26 protein-coding genes are annotated in these 26,756 nt (G+C 62.3%); 10 read left to right on the forward strand and 16 right to left on the reverse strand.

Features of this window, described 5'->3' with window-relative positions; translation table 11 throughout:
- The 3 genes from rraA to ppsA form a co-directional block, all read right to left on the reverse strand.
- Window positions 1-489, reverse strand: coding sequence for a ribonuclease E activity regulator RraA (gene rraA, locus REH34_RS04810; protein WP_311970956.1), 489 nt, complete (start codon window positions 487-489; stop codon window positions 1-3).
- A gap of 100 nt (window positions 490-589) precedes the next feature.
- The gene (locus tag REH34_RS04815; protein WP_311970957.1) at window positions 590-1,570 is read right to left on the reverse strand and encodes an alpha/beta fold hydrolase; all 981 of its coding nucleotides are present in this window, start codon (window positions 1,568-1,570) and stop codon (window positions 590-592) included.
- 210 nt (window positions 1,571-1,780) lie between these two features.
- Window positions 1,781-4,156, reverse strand: a complete 2,376-nt coding sequence (gene ppsA / locus REH34_RS04820) for a phosphoenolpyruvate synthase (protein ID WP_226506562.1) — start codon at window positions 4,154-4,156, stop codon at window positions 1,781-1,783.
- A 190-nt stretch (window positions 4,157-4,346) separates the two neighbouring features.
- Here ppsA and REH34_RS04825 point away from each other — a divergent pair, with 190 nt between their 5' ends.
- The 3 genes from REH34_RS04825 (at window position 4,347) to REH34_RS04835 (ending at window position 7,465) form a co-directional block, all read left to right on the forward strand.
- A complete protein-coding gene (locus REH34_RS04825; protein WP_226506563.1) occupies window positions 4,347-5,165 on the forward strand; it encodes a pyruvate, water dikinase regulatory protein in 819 nt (272 codons plus the stop codon).
- Window positions 5,166-5,297: 132 nt separating this feature from the next.
- Window positions 5,298-6,662: an aminodeoxychorismate synthase component I gene (gene pabB / locus REH34_RS04830; RefSeq protein WP_311970958.1), complete on the forward strand. Its 1,365-nt coding sequence runs from the start codon at window positions 5,298-5,300 to the stop codon at window positions 6,660-6,662.
- Window positions 6,663-6,730: 68 nt separating this feature from the next.
- Complete coding sequence (locus REH34_RS04835) at window positions 6,731-7,465, forward strand: phosphoadenylyl-sulfate reductase (RefSeq protein ID WP_226506565.1); 735 nt, start codon at window positions 6,731-6,733, stop codon at window positions 7,463-7,465.
- Window positions 7,466-7,571: 106 nt separating this feature from the next.
- Here REH34_RS04835 and cysB read toward each other — a convergent pair whose 3' ends face one another.
- Both cysB and REH34_RS04845 read right to left on the reverse strand, forming a co-directional pair.
- Window positions 7,572-8,546, reverse strand: coding sequence for an HTH-type transcriptional regulator CysB (cysB, locus tag REH34_RS04840; protein ID WP_226506566.1), 975 nt, complete (start codon window positions 8,544-8,546; stop codon window positions 7,572-7,574).
- A gap of 141 nt (window positions 8,547-8,687) precedes the next feature.
- Entirely contained in the window at window positions 8,688-9,197 is a 510-nt protein-coding gene (locus tag REH34_RS04845) for a universal stress protein (RefSeq protein WP_311970959.1), read from the reverse strand.
- A 223-nt stretch (window positions 9,198-9,420) separates the two neighbouring features.
- Here REH34_RS04845 and REH34_RS04850 point away from each other — a divergent pair, with 223 nt between their 5' ends.
- Window positions 9,421-10,503, forward strand: coding sequence for a 3-deoxy-7-phosphoheptulonate synthase (locus REH34_RS04850; RefSeq protein ID WP_311970960.1), 1,083 nt, complete (start codon window positions 9,421-9,423; stop codon window positions 10,501-10,503).
- A gap of 63 nt (window positions 10,504-10,566) precedes the next feature.
- Here REH34_RS04850 and REH34_RS04855 read toward each other — a convergent pair whose 3' ends face one another.
- Window positions 10,567-10,848, reverse strand: a complete 282-nt coding sequence (locus tag REH34_RS04855) for a GNAT family N-acetyltransferase (RefSeq protein ID WP_226506569.1) — start codon at window positions 10,846-10,848, stop codon at window positions 10,567-10,569.
- A gap of 498 nt (window positions 10,849-11,346) precedes the next feature.
- On the opposite strand from REH34_RS04855, the gene REH34_RS04860 reads away from it, so the two are divergent.
- Window positions 11,347-11,598 (forward strand): Lpp/OprI family alanine-zipper lipoprotein, encoded by a 252-nt coding sequence (locus tag REH34_RS04860; RefSeq protein WP_226506570.1) that lies wholly within the window; start codon window positions 11,347-11,349, stop codon window positions 11,596-11,598.
- A gap of 136 nt (window positions 11,599-11,734) precedes the next feature.
- Here REH34_RS04860 and REH34_RS04865 read toward each other — a convergent pair whose 3' ends face one another.
- From REH34_RS04865 to REH34_RS04875, 3 genes are all read right to left on the reverse strand, one after another.
- A complete protein-coding gene (locus REH34_RS04865) occupies window positions 11,735-12,706 on the reverse strand; it encodes a L,D-transpeptidase family protein (RefSeq protein WP_226506571.1) in 972 nt (323 codons plus the stop codon).
- 111 nt (window positions 12,707-12,817) lie between these two features.
- Complete coding sequence (locus REH34_RS04870) at window positions 12,818-13,111, reverse strand: hypothetical protein (RefSeq protein WP_226506572.1); 294 nt, start codon at window positions 13,109-13,111, stop codon at window positions 12,818-12,820.
- A 92-nt stretch (window positions 13,112-13,203) separates the two neighbouring features.
- Entirely contained in the window at window positions 13,204-13,809 is a 606-nt protein-coding gene (locus tag REH34_RS04875) for an arylesterase (RefSeq protein ID WP_226506573.1), read from the reverse strand.
- 11 nt (window positions 13,810-13,820) lie between these two features.
- Between REH34_RS04875 and REH34_RS04880 the strand changes: the two genes are divergently transcribed.
- From REH34_RS04880 to greB, 3 genes are read left to right on the forward strand one after another with little or no spacing between them, the layout of a single operon-like run.
- Complete coding sequence (locus REH34_RS04880) at window positions 13,821-14,507, forward strand: ABC transporter ATP-binding protein (RefSeq protein ID WP_226506574.1); 687 nt, start codon at window positions 13,821-13,823, stop codon at window positions 14,505-14,507.
- On the forward strand, window positions 14,507-17,011 hold the full coding sequence (locus REH34_RS04885) for an ABC transporter permease (protein ID WP_311970961.1): 2,505 nt from the start codon (window positions 14,507-14,509) through the stop codon (window positions 17,009-17,011). The genes REH34_RS04880 and REH34_RS04885 overlap by 1 nt, the downstream gene beginning before the upstream one ends.
- Window positions 17,012-17,020: 9 nt before the next feature.
- Window positions 17,021-17,518 (forward strand): transcription elongation factor GreB, encoded by a 498-nt coding sequence (greB, locus tag REH34_RS04890; protein WP_226506576.1) that lies wholly within the window; start codon window positions 17,021-17,023, stop codon window positions 17,516-17,518.
- Here the strand turns inward: greB and REH34_RS04895 are convergent, their stop codons facing one another.
- The 3 genes from REH34_RS04895 to REH34_RS04905 form a co-directional block, all read right to left on the reverse strand.
- Window positions 17,519-17,827 (reverse strand): class I SAM-dependent methyltransferase, encoded by a 309-nt coding sequence (locus REH34_RS04895; protein WP_226506577.1) that lies wholly within the window; start codon window positions 17,825-17,827, stop codon window positions 17,519-17,521.
- Between the two features lie 247 nt (window positions 17,828-18,074).
- Window positions 18,075-18,521 carry a DoxX family protein gene (locus REH34_RS04900; protein WP_226506578.1) on the reverse strand — a complete coding sequence of 149 codons (447 nt, stop codon included), beginning with the start codon at window positions 18,519-18,521 and terminating at the stop codon, window positions 18,075-18,077.
- A gap of 116 nt (window positions 18,522-18,637) precedes the next feature.
- Window positions 18,638-20,119 (reverse strand): transglycosylase SLT domain-containing protein, encoded by a 1,482-nt coding sequence (locus REH34_RS04905; RefSeq protein ID WP_311970962.1) that lies wholly within the window; start codon window positions 20,117-20,119, stop codon window positions 18,638-18,640.
- Window positions 20,120-20,434: 315 nt separating this feature from the next.
- Here REH34_RS04905 and REH34_RS04910 point away from each other — a divergent pair, with 315 nt between their 5' ends.
- Window positions 20,435-21,256, forward strand: a complete 822-nt coding sequence (locus REH34_RS04910; RefSeq protein ID WP_226506580.1) for a TatD family hydrolase — start codon at window positions 20,435-20,437, stop codon at window positions 21,254-21,256.
- Between the two features lie 93 nt (window positions 21,257-21,349).
- On the opposite strand, the gene REH34_RS04915 is transcribed toward REH34_RS04910, so the two are convergent.
- From REH34_RS04915 to REH34_RS04930, 4 genes are all read right to left on the reverse strand, one after another.
- Complete coding sequence (locus REH34_RS04915) at window positions 21,350-23,359, reverse strand: DUF3488 and DUF4129 domain-containing transglutaminase family protein (protein ID WP_409373311.1); 2,010 nt, start codon at window positions 23,357-23,359, stop codon at window positions 21,350-21,352.
- Window positions 23,320-24,303, reverse strand: a complete 984-nt coding sequence (locus tag REH34_RS04920; RefSeq protein WP_409373247.1) for a DUF58 domain-containing protein — start codon at window positions 24,301-24,303, stop codon at window positions 23,320-23,322. Before REH34_RS04920 ends, REH34_RS04915 begins: the two co-directional genes overlap by 40 nt.
- Entirely contained in the window at window positions 24,273-25,190 is a 918-nt protein-coding gene (locus tag REH34_RS04925; protein WP_226506582.1) for a MoxR family ATPase, read from the reverse strand. The genes REH34_RS04920 and REH34_RS04925 overlap by 31 nt, the downstream gene beginning before the upstream one ends.
- A 73-nt stretch (window positions 25,191-25,263) precedes the next feature.
- Window positions 25,264-25,542: a hypothetical protein gene (locus REH34_RS04930; protein WP_226506583.1), complete on the reverse strand. Its 279-nt coding sequence runs from the start codon at window positions 25,540-25,542 to the stop codon at window positions 25,264-25,266.
- Between the two features lie 157 nt (window positions 25,543-25,699).
- Here REH34_RS04930 and REH34_RS04935 point away from each other — a divergent pair, with 157 nt between their 5' ends.
- A complete protein-coding gene (locus REH34_RS04935; protein ID WP_311970964.1) occupies window positions 25,700-26,743 on the forward strand; it encodes a patatin-like phospholipase family protein in 1,044 nt (347 codons plus the stop codon).
- Window positions 26,744-26,756 lie beyond the last annotated feature (13 nt).

A 26,756-nucleotide genomic window follows, 5' to 3' on the forward strand; every position in this document is an offset into this window, starting at 1 on the left:
TTATTCCGGCATTTTCAGCGGTTCCGGCGATACGATAACGCCGTTATTATCGGCGTAGATGAATTCTCCGGGGCGAAACGTGACACCGGCGAAATGCACGACGACATTGAGGTCGCCGATGCCGCGCTTGTCGGTCTTGCGCGGATGAGTGGCCAGCGCCTGCACCCCGACGTCGAGTTGCGCGATCATGTCGACATCGCGGATGCAGCCGTAGATCACCAGCCCTTCCCAGTGGTTATGCGCGGCCTTCTCGGCCAGCAGGTCGCCCAGCAGTGCACAGCGCAACGAGCCGCCACCGTCGACTACCAGCACCTTGCCTTTGCCATCGAGCTCAACCTGGGACTTGACCAGGGAGTTGTCCTCGAAGCACTTGACCGTGACGATCTCACCGCCAAAGGAGTCGCGACCACCGAAATTGCTGAACATCGGCTCCAGCACGGTGACCAGATCGGGATACGCATCGCACAGATCGGGTGTGAGGTAATGCATGGGGTAACTCCTGTCACGCAAGGATGGGAGACGCGTTTGCAGTCTAGACCTAGTTCGGGCAAATGGTTCTGCGGCGAAGAGGCCGCAACTGCCGATCAATTCATACAGCCTGTTGCAACGTATTCGTTTCCAACTGCTCGTTATCCCGAAGCCACTGGACAACCAGCGGCCAGACCTCAGTCTGAGCCGGTTTGCTGACCAGCATCTCGACATGGCCGAAGTCTTCGCTGTACCCGCCCTCGCGCCCCAACTCGACAAAGCGCTTGCTGTCGCCACCGAACTGATCAAAAAGCCGGCGACACTCCTCGACCGGATCCTGCCGATCCCCCGCCGCCGCAACCGCCATGACTGCGATGCTGTTGTCCGCCAGCCCCGCCCACCAGTCGCTATGCCGATCGCCAAATTTGCCGAACAGGCCGTACCAGCGCATGACTTCCAGCACCAGACCGATAGGCTCGTCCTCCGGCCCGCGCTTGAAACGTGCGCCCGACAGATGAGGGAACCGCTTGAGCAACAAACGCCCCGCCCACGCCACCGGCGGAACTTTCAGAGGCCAGTAATTGCGCGTGATCTGGCTGCCGAACAGGGCCACCGAAGCCACCTGTTCGTCAGTGAGGTAACGCCCTCCCAGTGCCGCGGCCAGGGTCGTACCGCCCAGCGAATGGCCGAGCCAGTGCGGCTTGCGACCGTTCTGTTCGAGGACAAAGGCATTGATGACCGGCAAATCGTACTGCGCGTAATCGGCCACGCGATTGCGTTTGTAGTCGATATTGCGCGGCGACAGACCATGACCGCGCATCTCCGGGATCCACACATCGAAACCCTGGCGTGCCAACCATGCGCCCAGACCGATACCCTTGGGCGAATACCAGAAGCGTCGGTTGGCAAAGCTGCCATGCAGCAGGATGACCGGGATGCCACGAGCGGCGGGCTGATCAGCGAGCCCCAGACGAGTAACGGCCAGTTCGACACTGGCATCCGGACTGTTGGCCGCCTTGATGCGGTAGACATCCTCGCTCAGATCACCACGCCGGTCGGCGCTGAGCAAGGCCACGGGATAAAGTTGACTGCTGCTTTGCATAGAATGGGAATTGACCAGAACGGGAAAAAGTCGCCACTTGACCGGACTGCGGTAGGGATGGATTGATGGGGTGCCTGCAATAACGCCTTCGCCAGCAAGCTGTGCACCCACAGGGTGAATCCAATCCGGAGTTCACCCTGTGGGAGCGCGGCTTGCCGGCGAAGAGGCCGGCACTGCCACCCCACCACACGGCCAGGCGCGATCAGAATATCAGACCCCGGCCTCTTTCTCTGCCAGGAAGAACCAGGTTTCCAACACCGAGTCGGGATTGAGCGAGACGCTCTCGATCCCCTGCTCCATCAGCCATTTGGCCAGGTCCGGATGATCCGAAGGCCCCTGGCCACAAATGCCGATGTACTTGCCAGCCTTGTTACAGGCGGCGATGGCATTGGCGAGCAGCTTCTTGACCGCCGGATTTCGCTCGTCGAACAAGTGCGCGATGATCCCCGAATCGCGATCCAGCCCCAAGGTCAACTGGGTCAGGTCGTTAGAGCCGATCGAGAAGCCATCGAAGAACTCCAGGAACTCTTCGGCCAGGATCGCGTTGGACGGCAATTCGCACATCATGATCACGCGCAGGCCGTTGTCGCCGCGCGCCAGGCCGTTCTCGGCGAGTAGATCGACCACCTGCGACGCCTCGCCCAGAGTGCGCACGAACGGCACCATGATCTCGACGTTGGTCAGGCCCATCTCGTTGCGCACGCGCTTGAGAGCCCGGCATTCGAGCTCGAAGCAGTCACGGAAGGACTCGCTGATATACCGCGAGGCCCCCCGGAAGCCCAGCATCGGGTTCTCTTCTTCCGGCTCGTACAGCTTGCCGCCGATCAGGTTGGCGTATTCGTTGGACTTGAAGTCCGACAGCCGCACGATGACCTTCTTCGGATAGAACGCTGCCGCCAGGGTGCTAATGCCTTCGACCAGTTTCTCGACGTAGAAGCCCACCGGGTCGTTGTAGCCGGCGATACGCTTGTCGACGCTGTCCTTGATCTCAGGCGGCAAGCCGGCGTAGTTGAGGAGCGCCTTGGGATGCACGCCGATCATGCGGTTGATGATGAACTCCAGGCGCGCCAGGCCGACACCGGCATTGGGCAACTGAGCGAAGTCGAAGGCGCGGTCGGGGTTGCCGACGTTCATCATGATCTTGAACGGTAGCTCGGGCATGGCGTCCACGGAGTTCTGCTTGATGTCGAAACCCAGCTCGCCTTCGAAGATATAACCGGTGTCGCCTTCGGCACAGGACACCGTCACGCCCTGCCCGTCCACCAGCAACTGAGTAGCGTTGCCACAGCCGACCACCGCCGGGATGCCCAGCTCGCGGGCGATGATCGCGGCATGGCAGGTACGCCCGCCGCGGTTGGTGACGATGGCGCTGGCACGCTTCATGACCGGCTCCCAGTCCGGATCGGTCATGTCCGACACCAGTACGTCGCCGGGCTGGACCTTGTCCATCTCGGATACGTCGTGAATGATCCGCACCTTGCCGGCGCCGATGCGCTGACCGATGGCCCGGCCTTCGACCAGCACCTTGCCTTTTTCCTTGAGCAGGTAGCGTTCCATGACATTGCCGCTCGAGCGGCTCTTCACGGTTTCAGGGCGGGCCTGCACTATATAGAGCTGTTGGTCGTCACCGTCCTGGGCCCATTCGATGTCCATCGGGCAACCGTAGTGCTCTTCGATGATCATCGCCTGCTTGGCCAGCTCGCTGACCTGAGCGTCACTCAGGCAGAAACGCGCGCGCTCGACCTTGTCGACGTCGACGGTCTTGACCGAGCGACCGGCCTTGGCCTCGTCGCCGTAGATCATCTTGATGGCCTTGCTGCCCAGGTTGCGGCGCAGGATCGCCGGGCGACCGCCCTTGAGGGTGTGCTTGTGCACATAGAATTCGTCAGGGTTGACGGCGCCCTGCACCACGGTCTCGCCCAACCCGTAGGCGCCGGTGATGAACACCACGTCACGGAAGCCCGACTCGGTATCAAGGGTGAACATCACCCCGGCGGTACCGGTTTCGGAGCGCACCATGCGCTGCACGCCAGCCGACAACGCCACCAGCTTGTGGTCGAAACCCTGATGCACGCGGTAGGAAATCGCTCGGTCGTTGAACAAGGACGCGAACACCTCCTTGGCCGCGCGGATGACGTTTTCGACGCCGCGGATGTTCAGAAAGGTCTCTTGCTGGCCAGCGAAGGAAGCATCCGGCAAGTCTTCGGCGGTGGCCGAGGAGCGCACTGCCACGGCGATGTCCGGATTGCCTTTGGACAGCTCGGCGAACGCGGTACGAATCGCCTCGTTGAGGGGTTCGGGGAATTCGGCGTCCATGATCCAGGTGCGGATCTGCGCGCCGGTCTTGGCGAGGGCATTGACGTCATCGACATCCAGCGCGTCGAGCGCGGCGTGGATCTGGGCGTTTAGGCCGCTCTGTTCGAGGAAATCACGATAGGCTTCAGCCGTCGTCGCAAAGCCGCCAGGCACCGACACCCCGGCACCTGCCAGATTGCTGATCATCTCGCCCAGGGATGCGTTCTTGCCCCCCACGCGCTCAACGTCGTGTTTGCCGAGCTTGTCGAGGGAAACTACGTACTCTACCAAGGTGATCTCTCCACTGACTGTAAGTATTGTGTGTGCAAGAAAAACCTGGAGCCGCGCGACGCGATGCAGCAGCGCGTTCCGAGCATTGTGACCGGGGCCGCGAAACGCTGACGCTAGCCATCATTCAAGACCGTGGAAACGCGCCTATCATATACACAACTCTCCTTTCGCTTAAGGCCCAGTACGCATAATGAAACGATCGGCATTCTTTATCTCTGATGGCACCGGCATCACCGCTGAAACACTGGGCCAAAGTCTCTTAGCGCAATTCGAAAACATAACCATCAACAAGTTCACCAGGCCCTACGTGGACAGCGTCGAAAAAGCCCGCGCCACGGTCCAGCAGATCAATGCCGCCGCCGAGCGTGACGGCATGCGCCCGATCATCTTCGACACCATCGTCAACCAGGACATCCGCGAGGTGCTGGCAACCTCCAACGGCTTCATGATCGATATTTTCTCGACCTTCCTCGCACCGCTGGAGATGGAGCTCAACGCGCATTCGTCGTACTCGGTGGGCAAATCCCACTCGATCAGCCACAACGCCAACTACATGGAGCGCATCGAAGCGGTGAACTTCGCCCTCGACAACGACGACGGCGCCCGCACCCACTACTACGACAAGGCAGACCTGATTCTGGTCGGAGTTTCGCGTTGCGGCAAGACGCCCACCTGCCTTTATATGGCGATGCAGTTCGGCATCCGCGCGGCCAATTACCCACTGACCGAAGACGACATGGAGCGTCTGCAACTTTCGCCGGCGCTCAAGGCCCACCAGCACAAGTTGTTCGGCCTGACCATCGACCCTGACCGACTGACGGCGATCCGTCATGAACGCAAGCCCAACAGCCGCTATTCGAGTTACGCGCAGTGCGAGTTCGAGGTGCGCGAGGTCGAAAGTCTGTTCCGTCGGGAAAACATTCCACATATCAACTCGACGCATTTTTCGGTGGAAGAGATCTCGGCCAAGATCCTTGTCGAGAAAGGCGTGGAGCGGCGGTTCAAATAGCAGGCAGAGAGATTGTCCACGCGCCCCTCGTCGCCGCCGCAGCAGCCCAGGTAATGACCCGATCATGTGGAAAAAGCCGACCCGCCCCAAAACCTTTACAATAGGGCGCTTTCGCCTGCCAGACGATCCCGCATGCCCCTCTGCCACCTTCACTCTTTGACCTATCATGCCGATGCCACCCTGTGGTTCGAGGCAATCCGTCACGCGCCCGGCGCCGTGCTCCTCGACAGCGCCCGGCCAGGGGCCGAGCGTGGGCGCTTCGACCTGCTGAGCGCCTGGCCATTGCAACAATTGCAACCCGCCGCTGAAGAAGCCGGGGTAGCGTTCATCCAGCGGCTGCGCGCCAGCCTCGCCGCTCTGGGCACGGCGCGGCTGCCAGAGGGCCTGAACCTGCCCTTCGCTGGAGGCCTGATCGGCTACCTCAGCTACGACTTTGGACGTCGGCTGGAAAACATCGCCGGCAACAGCGTCGATGACTTGCAATTGCCAGACGCACAGTTAGGTGTATATGGCTGGGCGCTGATCAGCGATCATCGGCTGCGCACCTCGCAGCTGGTGTTTCATCCGGCGCTGGCGGAGCAGGAGCGTACGCGCCTGACCGAATTATTTGCCGCGCACGCAGATCTCGCGGGCAGAGCCCGCCCCCACATGAGCAACCCCTTCAAGCTGGGCCACGCCATGACTGGCGACTGGACGCCCGATCAATATCGACGCGCCTTCGAACGCATCCAGGCCTACATCCAGGCTGGCGATTGCTACCAGATCAACCTCACTCAGCGCTTTCGCGCTCCTTGCCAGGGGGATGCCTGGAGCGCCTATCGCGCTCTGCGGGCGGCCTGCCCGACGCCGTTTTCGGCGTTCATGCCGCTGGCCGACGGCAGCACCCTGCTGAGCCTCTCCCCGGAGCGCTTCATTCAAGCGCGCGACGGCCAGGTCGAGGCCCGCCCGATCAAGGGCACGCGCCCTCGTGGTACGACACCCGCGCAGGATGCGGCCAATGGTGCCGAGCTGCTGGCCAGCGCCAAGGACCGTGCCGAGAACCTGATGATCGTCGACCTGCTGCGCAACGACCTGGGCCGCACCTGCCGGATCGGCTCGGTCAAGGTGCCCGAACTGTTCGCACTGGAGAGCTACCCCAACGTGCACCACATGGTCAGCAGCGTAACTGGCATGCTGGCCGCCGGTAACGACGCACTGGACCTGATCGCCGGCAGTTTCCCGGGCGGCTCCATTACCGGTGCGCCGAAAATCCGCGCCATGCAGATCATCGACGAGGTGGAGCCGCACCATCGCGGCTTCTATTGCGGCTCGATGCTGTACATGGACGTGCGTGGCGAAATGGACAGCTCTATCGCCATCCGCAGCCTGTTGGTCAAAGATGGCCAGGTCAGTTGCTGGGGCGGCGGCGCGGTAGTGGCCGACTCGAACTGGGAGGATGAATACACCGAATCACTGACCAAGGTGCAGGTGTTGCTCGATACGCTGCAACAGCTCTGAGCCGCAAGATTTTGTTACCATTGCACCATTCGAGCGCCCAAGCGCCACTGACTACCGGAAGCCGCCTGATGAGCCAACCCTTCGATGTCGCCGAACTCGCCGCGACCTACGCCAACAAGTCCCCACAGGACATCCTAAAGCTTGCCTTCAGCCAGTTCGGTGACGATGTCTGGATTTCCTTCAGTGGCGCCGAAGATGTGGTGCTGGTGGACATGGCCTGGAAACTCAACAAGAACGTCAAAGTCTTCAGCCTCGACACTGGCCGCCTGCACCCGGAAACCTATCGTTTCATCGACCAGGTCCGCGAGCACTACAAGATCGCCATCGAGCTGGTGTCCCCGGATCACAGCAAGCTGGAGCCGTTCGTCAAGGAAAAGGGCCTGTTCAGTTTCTACAAGGACGGCCATGGCGAGTGCTGCGGCGTGCGCAAGATCGAGCCACTGCGACGTAAACTGTCAGGCGTGACGGCCTGGGCCACCGGGCAGCGCCGCGATCAGAGCCCCGGCACCCGCAGCCAGGTGGCAGCCCTGGAAATCGACGCAGCGTTCTCGACGCCAGATCGCCCGCTGTACAAGTTCAATCCACTGGCGCAGATGAGCAGTGAGGAAGTCTGGGGTTATATCCGCATGCTCGAACTGCCCTACAACAGCCTGCACGAGCGCGGCTTCATCAGCATCGGCTGCGAACCCTGCACCCGCCCGGTATTGCCGAACCAGCACGAGCGCGAAGGCCGCTGGTGGTGGGAAGAAGCCACCCAGAAGGAATGCGGGCTGCATGCCGGCAATTTGATCAGCAAGGCTTGAGGCGCCACCGGACTTCCTCGAAGTAGCGGGCCTGCGCGTCCGGCGGCGAAGCTTCAAAGGCTTCGCCGCCGAACGCGCAGGCCCGCTCCCACAGAGAGCAGAGCGATCAGTGCTTGGGCAACTCGACCCCGGCAAACAGCTCTTCGAGCTCTTGCTTGTTGTGGCACTGGATAGCTTTGGCCATCACATCGCGGGTCAGGTGCGGCGCGAACTTCTCGATGAAGTCGCACATGAATCCGCGCAGGAAGGTCCCGCGACGGAAGCCGATCTTGGTCACACTCGCCTCGAACAGATGGTCGGCATCCAGCACCACCAGGTCGCTGTCCAGCTTCTCATCGACCGCCATGCGCGCAACGATACCGACCCCCAGACCCAGGCGCACGTAAGTCTTGATGACGTCGGCGTCGGCTGCGGTGAACACCACCTTCGGGGTCAGGCCGCGATGACTGAAAGCCTCGTCGAGCTTGGAGCGACCGGTAAAACCGAACACGTACGTGACGATAGGATGCTCGGCGAGCACTTCGAGCGTCAGCTTGCCGACCTTGGTCAGTGGATGGCCCTGAGGCACCACGACGCAACGGTTCCAGCGGTAGCACGGCATCATGATCAGGTCGCCGAACAGCTCCAGCGCCTCGGTGGCGATGGCGAAATCGACGGTGCCGTCTGCGGCCATTTCAGCAATCTGCATGGGCGAACCCTGGTGCATGTGCAAGGCAACATCGGGGTATTGCTTGATGAAATTGCTGATCACCGGTGGCAGGGCATAACGCGCCTGGGTATGGGTGGTGGCGATCGACAGGGTGCCTTTCTTCTCGTTGGAGAATTCCTGGGCGATCTGCTTGATGCTCTCGACCTTGCGCAGAATCTCGCCGGCCGTATTGATGATCCGCTCGCCCGCAGGCGTCACGCGGGTCAGATGCTTGCCGCTGCGGGCGAACACCTCGACTCCCAACTCGTCCTCCAACAGGCGGATCTGTTTGCTGATCCCCGGCTGCGAGGTGTACAGGCTTTGCGCTGTGGCGGAGACGTTGAGGTCGTGATGCGCCACCTCCCAGATGTAGCGCAGTTGCTGAAGCTTCATAAAGTTCCCTCAAAGCAGATAGACGTCACCTGCAGCAGCGACGGGTTATAACTATATCAATGGTAAAACCCGGAAACATAGAACTTTTTATTAATTGTAATGAAAATTTTCCACAGGCCACCCCTGCTGGCCTTTTAAAGGCTATTCGCCTTGCCCCGGCGCTCGCCCATTCAGGGTCTGCCCCAGGGGCACCAAATAGACCGGCACCGTACTGAGCTGCAGGACTCGCGTGGCCGTGCGCCCCAAGGGAGTGTCCGCGCTGCAGCCTTCGCCATGGCTGCCGATGATCAGCAGGTCGACATCAAGACGCGCTACCTGATCGAGGATGACTTGCGCCGGATCCCCCTGGCGCACCCGTACGGCGCTGATCAGCGCCAGGTCCTGAGGTTCCTCGAGCTCGTCGACGAAGCTGTCGAGGACCTTTTGCTCGATGGTCGCCAGAACCGTACTCACCCCTTCATGGTGCAAATCATCGAGGGTGGAAGGATCGAGATAACTCTGCAACACCGACTCGGCGAACGGACTCATCGGCTCGACGGCGTGAATGACGTACAGATCGGCCTTGAACGCGCGGGCGAGGGACAGCGCGTGCTGCAGAACGAAAGGCGCGTACGGACCAAGATCAGAGGCATACAACATGGACCGGATCATTCAACCCCCTTGTCACTGCTGCGAACGACAGCGCTCGCTAGAGTTTAGCAGTGCCGCCGCAAGGCGCTCGCCGCCATCGCACAGCGCACAAAGCCAAGACTGGGCATTGTCGAGGCAGGGGGTATCGCGCTAAGGTTCCGCTCCCCGCTGCGCCGAATAATAGTGTGCACCGCCGTGCGGGGCATCGCTGGCGGACACCACTTGTGACCTGATGAGTAACACCATGGCCGATTTACCGATCAATGACCTGAACGTGGAGTCCAACGAGACCCTGATCACCCCCGATCAGCTCAAGAAGGACATCCCGCTCAGCGACGCCGCCTTGCACACGGTGACCCAAGGCCGCGCAGTGGTCCGCAACATTCTTGACGGCACCGACCACCGCCTGTTCGTCGTCATCGGGCCCTGCTCGATCCACGACATCAAGGCCGCTCACGAGTATGCCCAGCGCCTCAAGGCCCTGGCGGCGGAAGTCAGCGACACCCTGTACCTGGTGATGCGCGTGTACTTCGAAAAACCCCGCACCACCGTCGGCTGGAAAGGCCTGATCAACGATCCCTACCTGGATGACTCGTTCAAGATCCAGGACGGGCTGCACATTGGTCGGCAATTGCTGCTGGACCTGGCAGAAATGGGCCTGCCCACCGCCACCGAGGCGCTCGACCCGATTTCGCCGCAATATCTGCAGGACCTGATCAGCTGGTCGGCGATCGGCGCACGCACCACCGAATCCCAGACCCACCGGGAAATGGCTTCCGGCCTGTCTTCGGCCGTGGGCTTCAAGAACGGCACCGATGGTGGCCTGACGGTAGCGATCAACGCCTTGCAGTCAGTCTCCAGCCCGCACCGCTTCCTGGGCATCAATCCGCAAGGCGGCGTGTCCATTGTCACCACCAAGGGCAACCGCTATGGGCACGTGGTACTGCGCGGCGGCAACGGCAAGCCGAACTACGATTCGGTCAGTGTCGCGTTGTGCGAACAGGCGCTTGAAAAAGGCGGTATCCGGCCGAACATCATGGTCGACTGTAGCCACGCCAACTCCAACAAGGACCCTGCCCTGCAGCCTTTGGTGATGGAAAACGTCGCCAACCAGATCGTCGAGGGCAACAACTCGATCATCGGCCTGATGGTGGAAAGTCATTTGAACTGGGGCGCGCAAGCCATTCCCAAGGACCTGGCCGACCTGCAGTACGGCGTCTCGGTCACCGATGCCTGCATCGACTGGCAAAGCACCGAGACCACGCTGCGCAGCATGCACGCCAAGCTCAAGGACGTGCTGCCGCGACGCAAGCGTCTTCAAGACTAGGACAGACACGAAAACGCCGGGCTCAGCCCGGCGTTTTTATGGCGGCGCGACTCGCACTGGCGCTTACAACTTGGCCGCCTGCCGCTGATGCAGCTCCATATAGCGCTCGACATAAGAGCACGAAGGGATCACCACATAGCCCATACGCTCGGCGTACTCGAGGGCTTCTTCGGTCAAGGCTGCAGCAATACCCTGCCCGCGCAGCTCGTTGGGGACGAATGTGCGATAGATATCCAGCGTCTGCTTGCCCAAGTCCATGTAGGTCAGATAGGCACGATGGCCGTCGACGAAGGTTTCGAATTGATGACCAGCCTGGTCATGGTGTATGGACGGCGCCTCGCTCATCATTACTCCTCGCGGGTCTTGGATTTTGACCGCTACCTTACCGCTGTTTTACCAGTGAGGGAAACCTCTGTTCGATCGACGCTCGTCCTTGGCCAATAGAAGCCGGCAGCAAGAGCACATCGAAGGTAGAGGTATCGTTCTCTGTCATATGGGACGCGCATGAAACAGCGATTACCCATGATTGCAAACGTGACACTGACTGCATGTTGATTGAGACGCCGACGGACACTTAAAGTCACTCATGGTTCAGTAGCAATCAGTCTAGTTCAACCTGACATTCCATGCTGCACTGCCGGTTTGACGGGGGATTACCGGAACAAGGACGCATCACCGCGGTCTGCATAAGTGCGCGATGATGCGCGGCACATCAATCTGCATGGATTTTTTTGCTTCTTGCGCTTCGTCAGTTTACTTACTACAAGTAATGAGTACTATGTACGCCGGCCATTGTCTCACTCTCGAGAGATGGCTATTAAATAGAAATTTAAGGGGAACACGATGAATAACGTTCTGAAATTCTCTGCTCTGGCCCTGGCCGCCGTTCTGGCAACCGGTTGCAGCAGCGCATCCAAAGAAACCGAAGCTCGCCTGACCGCTACCGAAGACGCGTCGGCTCGTGCTCAAGCCCGTGCTGATGAAGCCTATCGTCACGCTGACGAAGCTCTGGCTGCCGCTCAAAAAGCCCAGCAGACTGCCGACGAAGCCAACGAGCGCGCTCTGCGCATGCTCGACAAGGCTAGCCGCAAGTAATAATCCTCTGGATTATGGCTTCAGCATGAAAAAGCCGCCTCTTCTCGCGAAGGGCGGCTTTTTTTATGACCGGTATAAAGGGCCATTTCCCAGAGGCAGCACTCGCAGGCCCTGGCGCCTTTGTGCTGCCCTCTGATCAGGGCGTGGCTGGCGCCGACGAGATGGCCGGGCCATTCGGCGCGGCAATCTCGACCGGCATACCATCTTCCGCCGCGATCACATCGCGCATGGTGTCCCAGTTCATGTTCAGACTGCCGGCCAGGTCCTTGCGATTGAGCAAGGCATTGACCACGGCGGCGTGCTTGTCTTCGTGGGACGGATCACCTTTGGCGTCCAGCGGCGTGTGCGCCTCGAGATAGATTTTGCCAGCGCTGATGCCGAACTTGTACGGCTCGTTGATGATGCGCACCGGCGTACCGACTGGCACCATGGTCGCCAGCTCGAGCACGTTGTTGTTGTACATGCGGAAGCAGCCATGACTGGTGCGCATGCCGATGCCGAACTTCTTGTTGGAACCATGGATCAGGTAACCGGGCAAGCCCAGACCGAACTTGAACGGCCCCAGCGGGTTGTCCGGACCGGCCGGCACCACGTTAGGCAACGGATCGCCATCGGCCAGGTGCTCGGCCTTTACCGACGCCGGTGGCGTCCAGGTCGGGTTCGGGGTTTTGGCGGTGATCTTGGTCAGGCCGATCGGCGACCCCCAGCCATCCCGGCCGATGCCGATAGGGTAAGTGCGCACCACATTCTGCCCCTTGGGGTAGTAGTACATGCGGTACTCGGCCAGGTTGATGACGATACCTTCCCGTGGGCCCGGTGGCAGAATGAAGCGCGTCGGCAGCACGATCTGGGTACCGGCGCCGGGCAACCAGGCGTCGACACCCGGGTTGGCGGCGATCATTTCCAGGTAGCCCAGATCGAAGGTGGTGCCCAGATCGGCAAAGGTGTCTTCGTACTTGGCCTTGATCACCTGGACCTGGCCAACGATGTCTTCGCCCGGCGGCGGCAAGGGAAACTCCAGCGCCATGGCCGACGTAGCAGACAGGGCACCCGACAAGGCAGCCGTCAGGGAAAGAGCGCGGGTGACGACGGAAAAGCGCGGCAACATCCGGAAAATCCTTCGCAAATCATTCGGGAGGGCAAAACCGCGATTGTACACTGCCGCCCGGCTGTCCGGGAGGCCGCCGAGCAGCCCCGAGGGCGCCCTGCATGAAACTTTTTACAACTCCGACTGCAGCTCCGGCCAGATCGGCCGCGTGCCCTTGCGTTGCGCCATCAGAATCGCTCGGCACAGGCGGCACAGGCGCTGGTCACGATAAATGGCCTTGGCCACCCCGGACCATCGAGGTTGCGCCGGCAACAAGGTGCCGCACAGGGTGCGGTCGATCGAACCGCCCAGCTCCAGCTGCCGGGCAACCATATGCACACGACTTTCCTGGCACGCGAACAGGTCGAGCTGCTCATCGGGCTCGATCAGTTGATAGGCAAAGAGTGACCAGGCAGGACGCGGCATCAGGGGCTCCAAATCGGGGGCGCCACATTAGCCGAAAGGGCCCGCATAGAAAAGGGCCTCATCGGCAAATATACGCACCCGACCAAACCGCCCTACAACAAAGGCTTGAGCACCGGCCAGACATTATCCAGCAACATGCCCTGAGCCCCCACGGCCGGGTGCAGACCATCCGCTTGCATGAGCGCCGGCACCCCCCCTATGCCCTGAAGAAAAAACGGCACCAGGGCCACGGACTTTTGCTGTGCCAGATCGGGATAGACCTTGGCGAAAGCATCGGTATAGCGTTTGCCGTAGTTGGGCGGCAGTTGCATGCCCAGCAGCAGCACCTTGGCACCGACGCCCTTGGCACTGTCGATCATCATTGAAAGGTTTTGTTGCAATTGCGCGGGCGGCTGACCGCGCAAGCCATCGTTGCCGCCGAGTTCAAGAATCACCAGGTCCGGCTTGTTGGCTGCAAGGAGCGGCGCCAGCCGCGCCTGGGCCCCGCCACTGGTGTCGCCGGTGATCGACGCATTGATCACTTTATCGCTGAAACCCTCGCGCTCAAGCCGTTGCTGCAACAGGGCAACCCAGCCCTTGGAGGTATCCAGTCCGAAACCGGCACTGATACTATCGCCCACGATCAGGACTGTACCCGCCGCGGCATTCTGCGCCAGACACATCAAGGCCAGGCCAGCACTCATCAACCAGACACGCATCGGGAATCTCCATGACCACTAGTAGCATTCTCACCGCACAGGATCTGAGCAAGGTCGTGCCCAGCGCGGAAGGCGAACTGACCATCCTGCACCATCTCTCCCTGGATTTGAAGCGAGGCGACAGCCTGGCCATCGTCGGCGCCTCCGGCTCGGGCAAATCGACCCTGCTGGGCCTGCTCGCTGGCCTCGACCTGCCCAGTGCCGGGCGCGTGACCCTGGCCGGCCGCGACCTGAGCACCCTGGATGAAGACCAGCGCGCACGCGTGCGGGCCGAACATGTCGGCTTCGTGTTCCAGTCGTTCCAACTGCTCGACAGCCTCAATGCTCTGGAAAACGTCATGCTGCCGCTCGAACTGGACGGCCGCAGCGACGCCCGCGAACGCGCCCGCGGCCTGCTCGAACGGGTCGGCCTGGGCGCGCGCCTGAGCCACTCGCCGCGCCAGTTGTCCGGCGGCGAACAACAGCGTGTGGCCATCGCCCGCGCCTTTGCCGCCGAGCCCGATGTGCTGTTCGCCGACGAACCTACCGGCAACCTCGACAGCCATACCGGTGAACGCATCAGCGACTTGTTGTTCGAACTCAACAAGGAGCGCGGCACGACCCTGGTGCTGGTCACCCACGACGAGCGCCTCGCGCACCGCTGCCACCGCCTGATTCGCCTGGACGCCGGACGTCTGGTCGCCCCTCTGGAGCCTTGATGACTCGCCTGCCCTTGCCGCGTCTGTTCAGCCTCGCCCTGCGCCAACTGTTGCGCGACGCCCGCTCCGGCGAGCTGCGCGTGCTGTTTTTCGCCCTGCTGGTGGCCGTCACCGCCAGCACCGCCATCGGCTATTTCGGTGCTCGCCTCAATGGCGCCATGCTGCTGCGCGCGACCGAATTCCTCGGCGCCGACCTGGTGCTGCAAGGCTCCGGCGCGGCGCGCCCCGAACAGCTGCAGGCACCGACACTGGCGCATGCGCGGGTGGCGGAGTTCACCAGTGTGATCGCCACCGATACCGGCATCCAGCTGTCGAGCATCAAGGCGGTCGACAACCAGTACCCGCTGCGCGGCGAACTCAAAAGCGCTGCCCAGCCGTATGGCGTCGAAACCGCCGGCAATCGTCCCGCGCCCGGTGAGGCCTGGGTCGAGCCGCGCCTGCTGGCGGCCCTGAACCTGAAGATCGGCGACAGCATCGACGTCGGCCAGAAGACCCTGCGCCTGAGCCGGGTGCTGACGTACGAGCCGGACCGCGCCGGCAACTTCTACAGCCTGACGCCTCGGGTGATGATCAACCTTGATGATTTGCCCGCGACCGGCATCATCCAGCCGGGCAGCCGAGTCACCTATCGCGAACTCTGGAGTGGCCAGGCCGAATCCGTGGCGGCCTGGCGCCAGGCGTTGTCCGAACACCTGGACCCCAATCAACGCCTGCTCGACTCCCGCGACAGCAACCAGCAGATCGGCGGCGCCCTGGGCAAGGCCGAACGCTACCTGAACATGGCGAGCCTGGTGGCAGTCCTGCTGGCCGGCGTTGCGGTGGCGCTGTCGGCCAGCCGCTATGCCATGCGCCGCTTCGATGCCAGCGCACTGTTACGCTGCCTGGGATTGTCGCGGCGCGAGGTTATGCTGTTGTTCTGCATTCAATTGGCGGTGCTCGGCGGCCTGGCCTGCTTCGCCGGCGCCTTGCTGGGCTGGGTCGCGCAACTGGGGTTGTTCGCCCTGCTGCAAGGCCTGCTGCCAGGCACCTTGCCCGCAGGTGGCGCGCTGCCGGCACTGGCAGGCATCGCCACCGGCCTGGTCGCCCTCGCCGGTTTCGCCTTGCCGCCATTGGCCGGGCTGGGCCGGGTTCCGCCGTTGCGCGTGCTACGTCGAGACATGCTGCCTGTCGCCACCAGCACCTGGGCCACCTACGGCGTCGCCTTGCTGGCCCTGGGGCTGATCATGTGGCGGCTGAGCCTCGACTTGCTGTTGACCTTCGCCCTGCTCGGCGGCGGCCTGATCGCCGCCCTGGTGCTGGGCGGCCTGTTGCTGCTGGGCTTGCAAAACCTGCGCCGCATGCTGGTCGATGCCCCCCTGCCATGGCGCCTGGGTCTGGGGCAGTTGCTGCGCCATCCCCTCGCGGCTGCCGGTCAGGCATTGGCATTCGGCTTGATCCTGCTGTCAATGGCGCTGATCGCACTGCTGCGCGGCGAGCTGTTGGACACTTGGCAAAACCAGTTGCCCAAGGATGCGCCGAATTATTTCGTGCTCAATATCCTGCCCGCCGAAAAGCAGGCCTTCGCCGATCATCTGCGCGATATCTCCGCGCACGCTGCGCCCTTGTATCCGATCGTGCCGGGCCGCCTGACGACCATCAATGGCAAACCCGTAGCCGAGCTCGTCACCGCCGATTCGCGCGGCGAAAACGCCACGCAACGGGACCTGAGCCTGACGTGGTCCGCCGACCTCCCCAGCGGCAACCGCATTACGGCCGGGCAATGGTGGAGCACCACCACTGCGGCGAACGCCAGCGATGTGCCGGGCGTATCGGTCGAAGCGAAACTGGCCGACAGCCTGAAGCTCAAGGTGGGCGACACCCTGACTTTCAACGTCGCTGGCATGATCCGCGACGTCAAGGTCACCAGCTTGCGGGACGTCAGCTGGGACAACTTCCAGCCCAACTTTTTCATGATCTTCCAGCCCGGCACCCTCAAGGACCTGCCGACTACCTACCTCACCAGCTTCTACCTGGCGCCCGGTCACGACCAGCAAATCGTCGAACTGGCCCGGGCCTTTCCGGCGGCGACGCTGTTGCAAGTCGAGGCCTTGCTTGAACAACTGCGCAGCATTCTGGCCCAGGTCACCCTGGCGGTAGAGTACGTATTGCTGTTCGTGCTGGCGGCGGGCATGACCGTTCTGTTCTCGGGCTTGCAGGCGACCCTCGACGAACGCATCCGCCAAGGTGCACTGCTGCGGGCACTGGGCGCGGAGCGGCGGTTGCTGGTCAAGGCGCGGCGTATCGAATTCGGCCTGCTGGGCGCCGCCAGTGGCTTGCTCGCGGCATTGGGTACCGAGCTGATCAGCTGGGTGCTGTACCGCTTCGCCTTCCACCTGCAATGGAGCCCGCACCCTTGGCTGCTGGTATTGCCGCTGATAGGCGCACTGCTGATCGGCGGGGCCGGTATATTCGGCACACGCCGGGCACTCAATGCCAGCCCGTTGACGGTGCTACGTGAAGGTTAAGGACAGGTCGTGAGCGAGAACAAGGTTTTCAGTACCAAGATCATTACCCGCGAGGGCCATGAAGCTCTGAAAAAAGAGCTGGACTACCTGTGGCGCGAATATCGCCCGGAAATAACGCAAAAGGTCGCGTGGGCGGCTTCGCTTGGCGATCGCAGCGAGAATGCCGATTACCAGTACAACAAAAAACTGCTGCGCGAAATCGACCGCCGCGTGCGCTACCTGCGCAAACGCCTTGAAGACATGCGGGTTGTCGACTACGCGCCGGAACAGGAAGGTCGGGTGTTTTTCGGTGCCTGGGTGGAGATCGAGAACGAAGCCGGCGAAACCAAACGCTTTCGTGTGGTCGGCTACGACGAGATCTACCAGCGCATGGACTATATCTCGATCGATTCACCCATGGCCCGAGCGCTGCTCAAAAAGCAGGTTGACGACGAAGCCATGGTGCAGACACCTACCGGGGAGGTCTGCTGGTGGATCACCTTGATCGAGTACAACAAGGCGCAGTGATCAACCCAACGTGATCAAGCCCTGCCGGGCGATGCGGGTGATGTGCCCCAACACGTCTTCGCGTTGCTCGGCGCTGGGCGCCTGGACCACGGCCAGATCGAAGCGATCAGTGGCGAACCCGGCCAGGGCGCTGGCGTCATCGGTGAACTGGATCAGGAAGGCGCTGGGCTTGCCGCCGCGTCGCGGCCAGCCATCGAGGCAGCGCAGCAGGGTCGGCTGGTGACTGCCAGCAAGAAGGATGCGGGGATTGCGGGCGACCGGGCTCGTAATGACAGGAGCCTTGGACAGGTCAGGGCGCAGGTTGCTCATGCGTGGGATCTCAGCCTCCAGATTCCGCTTGGCAGCGGTGGGAGGCAACACCGAACCAGCGCTTTAGCGGTATTTGACGAGCCTGTGGCCCATCGGCGCCCCGCAAGTAGCTGTTTAAATCGGCGCAAGTGGCAATGCTAGAGAAGCTGGCCTATGGCTGTCAACGACGAATCTGGAAACATCTTCGGCCATGTCGGCCTCTTCGCGGGGAGAGCCCGCGAAGAGGCCTGTGATACCTGGGCATCATTCAAACGAAGACTCGGCGACCGATTACCCGATCCAGCGACAATTTGCCTGCGCCTTCGAGCAGCACCGCCACTGTACCGCCCAGCAGCGCCAAGGCGAATTCGTAGCCGTTGTTGGCCATGAACAAACCGTTATGGATATGCACCGAGAGGATTGCCACCACCAGGGTAATCGACAACACCGCCGCCGCTGGCCGCACCAGCAAGCCGAATATCAACGCCAAACCACCGAAGAATTCCGCGCCACCCGACATCAAGGCCATCAGCAAGCCGGGCGCCAGGCCGATGCTCTCCATCCATTGTGCGGTGCCAGTCAGGCCATAGCCGCCAAACAGGCCGAACAGCTTCTGCGAGCCGTGGGCGGCGAAGATCACCCCGACGGCGATGCGCAGTGCGGTAATGCCCCAGTTGGCGCGGGTAGTCAGTACGGTTTTGATCAGTGTGTTCATGGTGTGGCGTCCTGTATTCAATTCAAGTGAATGTCTGTGTTGGACGCCATATTAATCAAATATACAGATACTTAAAGCGCATTAAACGCAACATAACTATCGATAAAATTGATAGGTCAGCGTTCTGCCAGTTTCCGTCCCTGCGGCTCCAGGGATTCACGCTCGCGGTCGAAGGCCAGGAAATACTTGTTCACACTGTTGACGTAGCTCACGGGGCCCATGCCCACCTGTTCCATGGCCACGCGCTCGACCTGGAAGAACCAGCGGTCCGGGTTCAGGCCGCGCTTGCGGGCTTCGGCGCGCATTGCCTGGACGCGCTCCGGCCCAAGGTTGTACGCCGCCAGCACGAACGCCATGCGTTCGCGATCATTGAGTTTCTGGCTGGAGAAGAACTTGCGCTGCAGCATCGCCAGGTACTTGGCCCCGGCCTGCACATTGCCATCGACTTCCTGGATGTTGCCGACGCCGACCCGCTGCGCCGCCGCCGGGGTGATTTGCAACAATCCGGTGGCGCCGCCCGCGCCTCGAGCCGAAGGGTTGAGCGCCGATTCCTTGAACGCCAATGCGGCCAGATTCAACCAGTCCATGCCTTGCTGGTGCGCCGTGCGTTGCAGCAAAGGGCGCAATTGTTCGAGGCGTCGGCGATCTGCCGAGGCCAGCGGATAGTGGACCTTGTACAGGCGCGCGTAGGCTTTGACGAACGCCGTGTCCTGATCGGCCGGCACCTCGTAGGCGCCGACGAAGCGGTCCACCGTGGCACTGAGCAGCGGCGCATTGGCCCTGGTAAACCAGCTGATATGGCCGGGGCTGTCGAGCGCGACCTTGCGCTGTAGACGCAGGTTGGGCATCACTTTCGCCCAGCGCTCGGCGATCGGCTGCTCGACGGCGGTGTAGGGATAGATACCGGCCTGGACCATCTCCAGCACGTCCTCGACCGCCAGGCTGCCATCGACCCACTCGACCTGCACCGGCCGCTGGTGTCGCTGCGCGAGCTTGTCGTTGATGGCCGTGATCGCCTCCCCCGCCGTACTGCCGGCTGGCAGCGCCAGGGTGCGCCCCGACAACTGCTCGATTCGGGTAAAGGTGCGCTCGCCCTTGTTGCCGACCACGATCATCGGCGCATGCTCGACCGTCGGTGCGCTCGCGGTCAGGCCCTGGGTTGCTGCCGCATCGACGCCTTCGCCGGGTGCCGCAACGTCGCCCTCACCGCGTTGCAAGGCAGCGAGCAGTTGCTCCTTGGGCTTGGGGATAAGCTTGAGATGGATGCGTTGCGCGGGGCTGGCATGGCCATTGAGGTAGGTTTCGAAGGCGCGCAGGCGCAGATTCTCGACACCGATCAGCTTGCCGTCGACCTCGCCCGAACTGTTGCGGCTCTGGTTGACCAGCACGCGCAAGGTCTTGCTGCGCCGAATCTCGTCGAGATCGCGCACCTTGGCGGTGAGAGCCTTGTGCATGGCGACCTGACGAGGCGCGCCTTTGTGCCCTGCGGGCTTGTCATGCGCAGCGGCCGAATCGGCATGGGGTGCTGCCCCGGCCACCGCCGCCATAGGCAACAGCAAGCCCAGGCAAGCCAGGATCAAACGTGAGGGACGCGTCATCCGCTCTCCAGAAAAGTAGCCGGCTCCGTTCAGCGCACAAGGTTAGGTCGACCGTTGTCGTCGATAGCCAGGCCATCTACTTTCCCCGGGGCCGCTCAAATGCTGCAAAACGACGCAAGGCGCCACCAAAACCGCAACTTGCGGGCAGACTGGACCGGTGCCTGTGAACCTGGAGACCCCGACAGCGCCCTCCCGGCGCCGTAGCCATGGTCATGATTCGCCGCAACAGACCGCCATAACCTCTTGAAGTTCTTGGCTTTAATTAAAATTATCCAGCTCTGGTATGCTTTTCGGCCTCCTGCCTGAGGTAGCACCATGCAACTCATCGACATCGGCGTCAATCTTACCAATGCAAGTTTTGCGCACATCCAGCCCGAAGTCCTCGAGCGCGCCTATGCCGCCGGGGTCTGCCAACTGCTGTTGACCGGCACCAGCATCGACGGCAGCGAGCACGCCCTCGAACTGTGCGAACAGCTCGACGAATCCGCCCAGCGCCTGTTCGCCACGGCGGGCGTGCACCCCCATAGCGCCAGTGACTGGAACGCCGACAGCGAACAGCGTCTGCGCACCCTGCTGACCCATCCACGGCTGCGCGCGGTGGGCGAATGCGGGCTGGATTTCAATCGCGACTTCTCGCCACGCGCTCAACAAGAGAAGGTCTTCGAGCGGCATCTGGCGTTGGCGGTCGAACATCGTCTGCCGGTGTTCATTCACGAGCGCGATGCCAATCAACGCCTGCTGGCGATCCTCAAGGATTACCGCGACCAGCTGACGGCGGCCGTGGTGCACTGCTTCACCGGCGAACGGCAGGCGCTGTTCAGCTATCTCGATCTGGATCTGCACATCGGCATCACTGGCTGGATCTGCGATGAACGGCGGGGCAGCCATCTGCATCCACTGGTTCGTGAAATCCCCCGCGGACGCCTGATGCTGGAGAGCGATGCACCTTACCTGCTGCCCCGCTCGTTGCGCCCCAAGCCCAAGAACGGCCGCAACGAACCGGGCTATCTGCCCGAGGTATTGCGCGAGGTGGCCTTGCATCGCGGCGAGACCGAGGCCGATCTGGCGCAGCACACCACCGCCTGCGCGCGGGCGTTCTTTGCCTTGCCGCAGATTCAGGCACACGACAACGGATAATACCGTAGCGGCGCAGGCTTGCCCCCGACAGAGTCATCCATGACACGCCGCAGAACGAAGGGCTGGCCTTATCGGGGGCAAGCCCCCTCCCTACTAAGGCCGGCGGGGCTTTCTTGCGGCGCGGCGCAGTTCGTCAAGGCGCTGGTCGAGGATCGCAGGCACAGCAGCCTCGCCGGCATAACGCTGGGCAACAAAGGCTTCGGCGAATCTGTTGATCGCCGCCGCCTGCTCCGGTAATGCCAGCGCCGCCCGGTCGGCAAAGGCCTGCGGCCCCTCCCCGGGCTCGCGCTGCAGGCCAAGGCGGGCCAGCAATCGCTCGAAGCGCTGGAACTGGCGCAGTGCGAGTTCCTGCCGCGCCCGCCAGGGCTTGAGCAGCACCAGCGTCAGTATCAACATGATCGACACGCCGCCCACCGGCAATATCCACGCCGCCAGCCCCTTGAACCAGGCCAGCATCAACGCGCCCTGCTGCTCGCCCTGATACCCCAGCACCCAGCGTTGCCAACCATAATTGAGGTTGTCCCAGCCCAGGCGCAGGTCATTCAGCCAGGCCAGATTGGAATAGCGCAACGGCGAAAACGGCGAGTCCGGCAGAAAGTCCTCATCGCTGGCCAAGGCCTCGGCCAGGCCGACATCGATGCGTTGCGGCGCTACGGCAAACGTCGGATCGACGCTGCGCCAGCCCTGCTCCGGCTGCCAGTACTCGACCCAGGCATGGGCATCGTACTGGCGCACGGTGATGAACTTGCCCGCCGGGTTCAACTCCCCGCCCTGATAACCCGCCACCACCCGCGCCGGGATCCCCGCTGCCCGCAGTACGTAGACCATGGCGCCGGCAAAGTGCGCGCAGAAACCGCGGCGGCTGTTGAACAGAAAATCGTCCACCGCGTCCACCCCTAGCGCCTGCGGCTTGAGGGTGTAGTGGTAGTCCTGGTCATGAAAGTGCGTGAGTATCGCCTGCACCAGCGCCGGGGCCTGCGCATAGCGCGCTTTCAAGTCCTGGGCCCAGGCGCGGGTACGTGGATCGCCGCTAGTGGGCAGGCGCAAGGCCTGGATGCGCTCGCTATCGCTCAGAGGCTGGGGATCACGCAGCACCTGGGGCCAGGAGCTCAGGCTGTAAGCGAACGGCTGGGTGATCGGGCGCTGGCGACGCAGGGCGAAATCACTGGACTGACGCACCTCGGCACTCGGTGGCCGGGCCACATCCAACGCCGCCAGCCACGGCTGCCCGCTGGGCTCCTGGATTATTCGATAACGCCACGGCTCACCTTGCGGTTGCCACGGCGACACCGTGTTCAGCCCGGTGAACGGCGTCTGGCTCCAGCGCCGACCGTCATAGCGGTCAAGCGTCAGTACACGCCAATACAGCTGGTCATGCGCCGGCATCGGCGTGTCGAAGCTGACTCGGAAGGCCACCGCGGGCGAGCGGCCCAGCTCGGTGATATCGGCCGCCGACATACTGTCGCTCAGGCCGGTCCGGGCCTGGTTACCCGGCATCGGCAACGACCACAACGGTGGCAAGCGGGGGAAGAACACGAACAGTAACAGCATCAATGGCAGCGCTTGCAGCATCAGCATCGCCGCCGTGCGCAACGTCGCCAAGGGATTGGCCACCAGCCGCGCCTGCTGCAGACCGATCAACGCCGCGAGCAACGCGGTCACCGGCAACAGGCTGTACAGGGCCCACGGCAGGCTGTCGTCGAACAGGTAGCCCACCACTACGCAAAAGAACCCCAGCAGGATCAGCACCTGGGCATCGCGCGGGCTATGCATCTCGACCAATTTCAGCAAAAACGTCGCGACCAGCAACGCGGCGGCTGTCTCCAACCCCAACAGACGCCCGCTGGACAGGTAGACGCACACCGCGGTAACCAGCAGCAACCCGGCCTTCAGCCACTTGCCGGGGATGGCCGCGCGCATGCGAAACATCTGCACGCGCCACAGGCTGCAACCAAGCCACAGGGCGATCATCCACAGCGGCAGCTGAAAACAGAACGGCAGCATCACCAGCGCCTGCGCCAGCAACAGCCAGCCTAGGCTGACGCGCGGGATAGCCGCGACGCTCATGCGCCCTGCCCGTAGAGCGCCAGGGCGCGCAGACAGGCTTCGCGGTGCGCCTCGCCACTGGCGCTGGCGAGCAGTTGCCCGGGCAGTTGCAGCGAGAACGCACGCTGCTGCGCCGACAGCGTCAGCACCCAGTAGCACAGGCGCGACAGGCGCTGTTCGACATCGCCGCCCAGCGCCAGAAAATCCAGGCTCAGATCACGCCCACGCAGCTCGGCGAACTCCTTGATCAACAAGGCGCCGCCCCGGGACCAGGCTTTCCAGTGCAAACGTCGCCAGGAGTCACCCGGCTGATACTCCCTGAGCCCCTGATAGTCATCGACGCCCTGCCCCAGCGTGCGCATGCCCTCGTCTTCGACATCGGTGGGTGCCGTGGCCAGGGTCGGCAATTCGCCTTCCAGCGGCTGCGGATAGACCAGCACGCGCTGGCCCGGATCGATCCAGCTCCATGCACGCAGCACGCCCAATGGAAAGCTGGTCTCGACACACACCCGTGGCGCTACCAGCCAGCCGCGCTTGTCGCTGGGCAGGTCAAGTTCCAGCTCCATGACATGGCCGACATCGATGTCGACTCGCTGCAGACCGCCACGCGACCAGCCTGCGGCAATCGCTTGGTGCAGCTTGTCGCGGCTCTCGAGGCGCAAGGTGAACCGCGCCTGCTCGCCGACGAATACCGCCCCGGTGGCCACGCCGCTGACCCACAACCCCGACAGATTGCGAAAGGTATGCAAAATAGCCACCACAAAGATCGACCCCAGCAGAAATACCAGGGCGTAGGCCAGGCTGTTCTGGTAATTGATGGCCGCCAGCAAAATGAGCAGCAAGGTCAGCAAAAAACTGCTGCCCAGGCGATTGGGCATGATGAAGATATGCCGCTGACCAAGTTCCAGCCGCGCCACCGCCGGCGTGCGGCGCGCCTGCCACTGGCGCCAGCGACGGTCCAGCGCGGCGATCAAAGCGTCGGTACTTCGCGCAACAGCCACTGCACCAGGGCACTGCCGCCCTGCCCGGTCGGGTCGGCGCGCTCACGCAGCCGGTGGCTGACTACTGAAGGAAGCACGGCTTGCACGTCTTCGGGAATCACATAGTCGCGGCCCACCACCAAGGCCCAGGCTCGCGCCGCCGCCAGCAGCGCCAGGCTGCCACGCGGCGACAGGCCCCAGGCGAACTGCGGCTGGGTGCGCGTCGCCTCGACCAGGCGCAAAACATAATCGACCAGCGCATCGCTGACGCGCACGCGCCTGGCCTGAGCCTGCAACTCGGCGAGCTGGGCATGGCTGAGCAACGCCGTCATGCGTGGCAGCAGATCCCGCCGCGCCTCGCCCAACAGCAAGGCTTTCTCCGCCGCCTTGGCCGGATAACCAAGGGACAGACGCATGAGAAAGCGATCGAGCTGCGACTCCGGCAGCGCGAAGGTGCCGCCCTGACTGGTGGGGTTCTGAGTGGCAATGACGAAGAACGGCTGCGGCAGCGCACGCGTCGCACCTTCGATGGTCACCTGCCCCTCCTCCATGGCTTCGAGCAAGGCGCTCTGGCTCTTGGGGGTGGCGCGGTTGATTTCGTCGGCCAGAATCAGTTCGGCGAAGATCGGCCCAGGGTGGAACACGAACTGGCCACTGTCCTTGTCGAACACCGAGGTGCCGAGGATGTCGCTGGGGAGCAGGTCGGAAGTGAACTGGATGCGCTGAAAGCTCAGACCCAGCACTTTTGCCAAGGTATGGCTGAGGGTGGTCTTGCCCATGCCGGGCAGGTCTTCGATCAACAGATGACCGTTGGCGATCAGGCAGGTCAGCGCCAGGCGGACCTGGACTTCCTTGCCCAGTAGTATTTCATTGACGGCTTGCAGACAGGCTTCAAGTGCATGACGCATGGCTCGACGCTCCCTGTACCGATAGCCCAAGGCACCTGCCGCCAGCCTGGCAGCAGGTACTTACTGCGGACGATCAACGCCCGGCGCGAGACTCACGAATGTAGAAGCGTGCCTTCTCGGCCTTGCTATCGCAACCCTCGAACGCTTCGACTTGCTGTTGGGTCTTGGCACCGGTCAGCAGCCCCAGTGCCTTGGAGTAGCTCACTGTCCCGGCAAAACCTTCGGCCTTGGCCAGATCCAGCTCGTGCCAGGCGGCGTCCAGATTAGTGGCGCAACTATCGCGATAGGCTGTCTTGCCGGCGCAACCCGTCAGTACCAAAGCAAACAACGGCACACAGATCCAGGCTTTCATGGGTGACACCTCGAGAAAAAACATAGGGTAGTGCCCAATCAGACGTTTCACCTAGCGATAAGTGCCGTTCGTCCGCTCTTTTTAACCGGTATTTCATGCGCTGAAACAACCGATGCGTGGCATGCTGATGGCATTGCGACGACGGCGGAATCGATCGATGAAAAAGCGGGTGGCATTGGTCCTCGGCTCTGGCGGTGCGCGTGGTTATGCGCACATTGGCGTGATCGAGGAAATCGAACGGCGGGGCTATGAAATCGCCTGCATTGCCGGATGCTCCATGGGCGCGGTGGTCGGTGGCATTTACGCCGCCGGCAAGCTCGATGAATACCGGCGTTGGATCGAGAGCCTGGACTACCTCGACGTACTGCGCCTGGTGGATGTCAGTTTCAAGCTGGGCGCCATTCGTGGCGAGAAGGTATTCGGGCAGATTCGCAAGATCGTCGGCGAGGTCAATATCGAGGACCTGCGCATTCCTTACACCGCCGTCGCCACCGACCTGACCAACCAGCAGGAGATCTGGTTTCAGGAGGGCTGCCTGCACCAGGCCATGCGCGCTTCGGCGGCGATCCCGAGCTTGTTCACCCCAGTAGTCCAAGGCAATCGCACGCTGGTCGATGGCGGCTTGTTGAATCCGTTGCCGATCGTGCCGGTGGTGTCCAGCCACTGCGACCTGATCATCGCGGTCAACCTCAATTCCACAGCGCAGAATCATTACACGCTGCCGGTGATAGAGCGGCCGGCGGCGTTCCGTTTGCGCTTCGATCAGTTACTCAGCTCGCTGGGCTCGCATCTGCCATTCCGGCGCAAGCAGGCCGAACAACTGCTGCGCCTGGAGCAACAGACACTCAAGGCAGATGCCGCCGTGCTGCCCAATCCTTGGCTGGCCGAAACGGCCAATCCGACCCTGCAACAAGCGGCCGCCGCGCCGCTGGCCGAAGCCGCGCCAAAGTCCGCGACCGGCTCGGTGATCATCGACAACGTCGGCCCGGCTTCCTTGCTAGACCTGATCAACCAGAGTTTCGAGGTGATGCAGACCTCGCTGGCGCAATACAAGATTGCGGGCTATCCGCCGGATGTACTGATCAACGTGCCAAAGCGGGTGTGTCGTTTTTTCGAGTTCTACAAGGCGCCGGAACTGATTGCCTTGGGGCGGGAAATCGCCAGCGATACGTTGGATAACTATGAAAGTGAAAAACACTGACAGGGTTTATTGA

The organism is Pseudomonas baltica (assembly GCF_031880315.1).
Lineage (GTDB): Bacteria > Pseudomonadota > Gammaproteobacteria > Pseudomonadales > Pseudomonadaceae > Aquipseudomonas.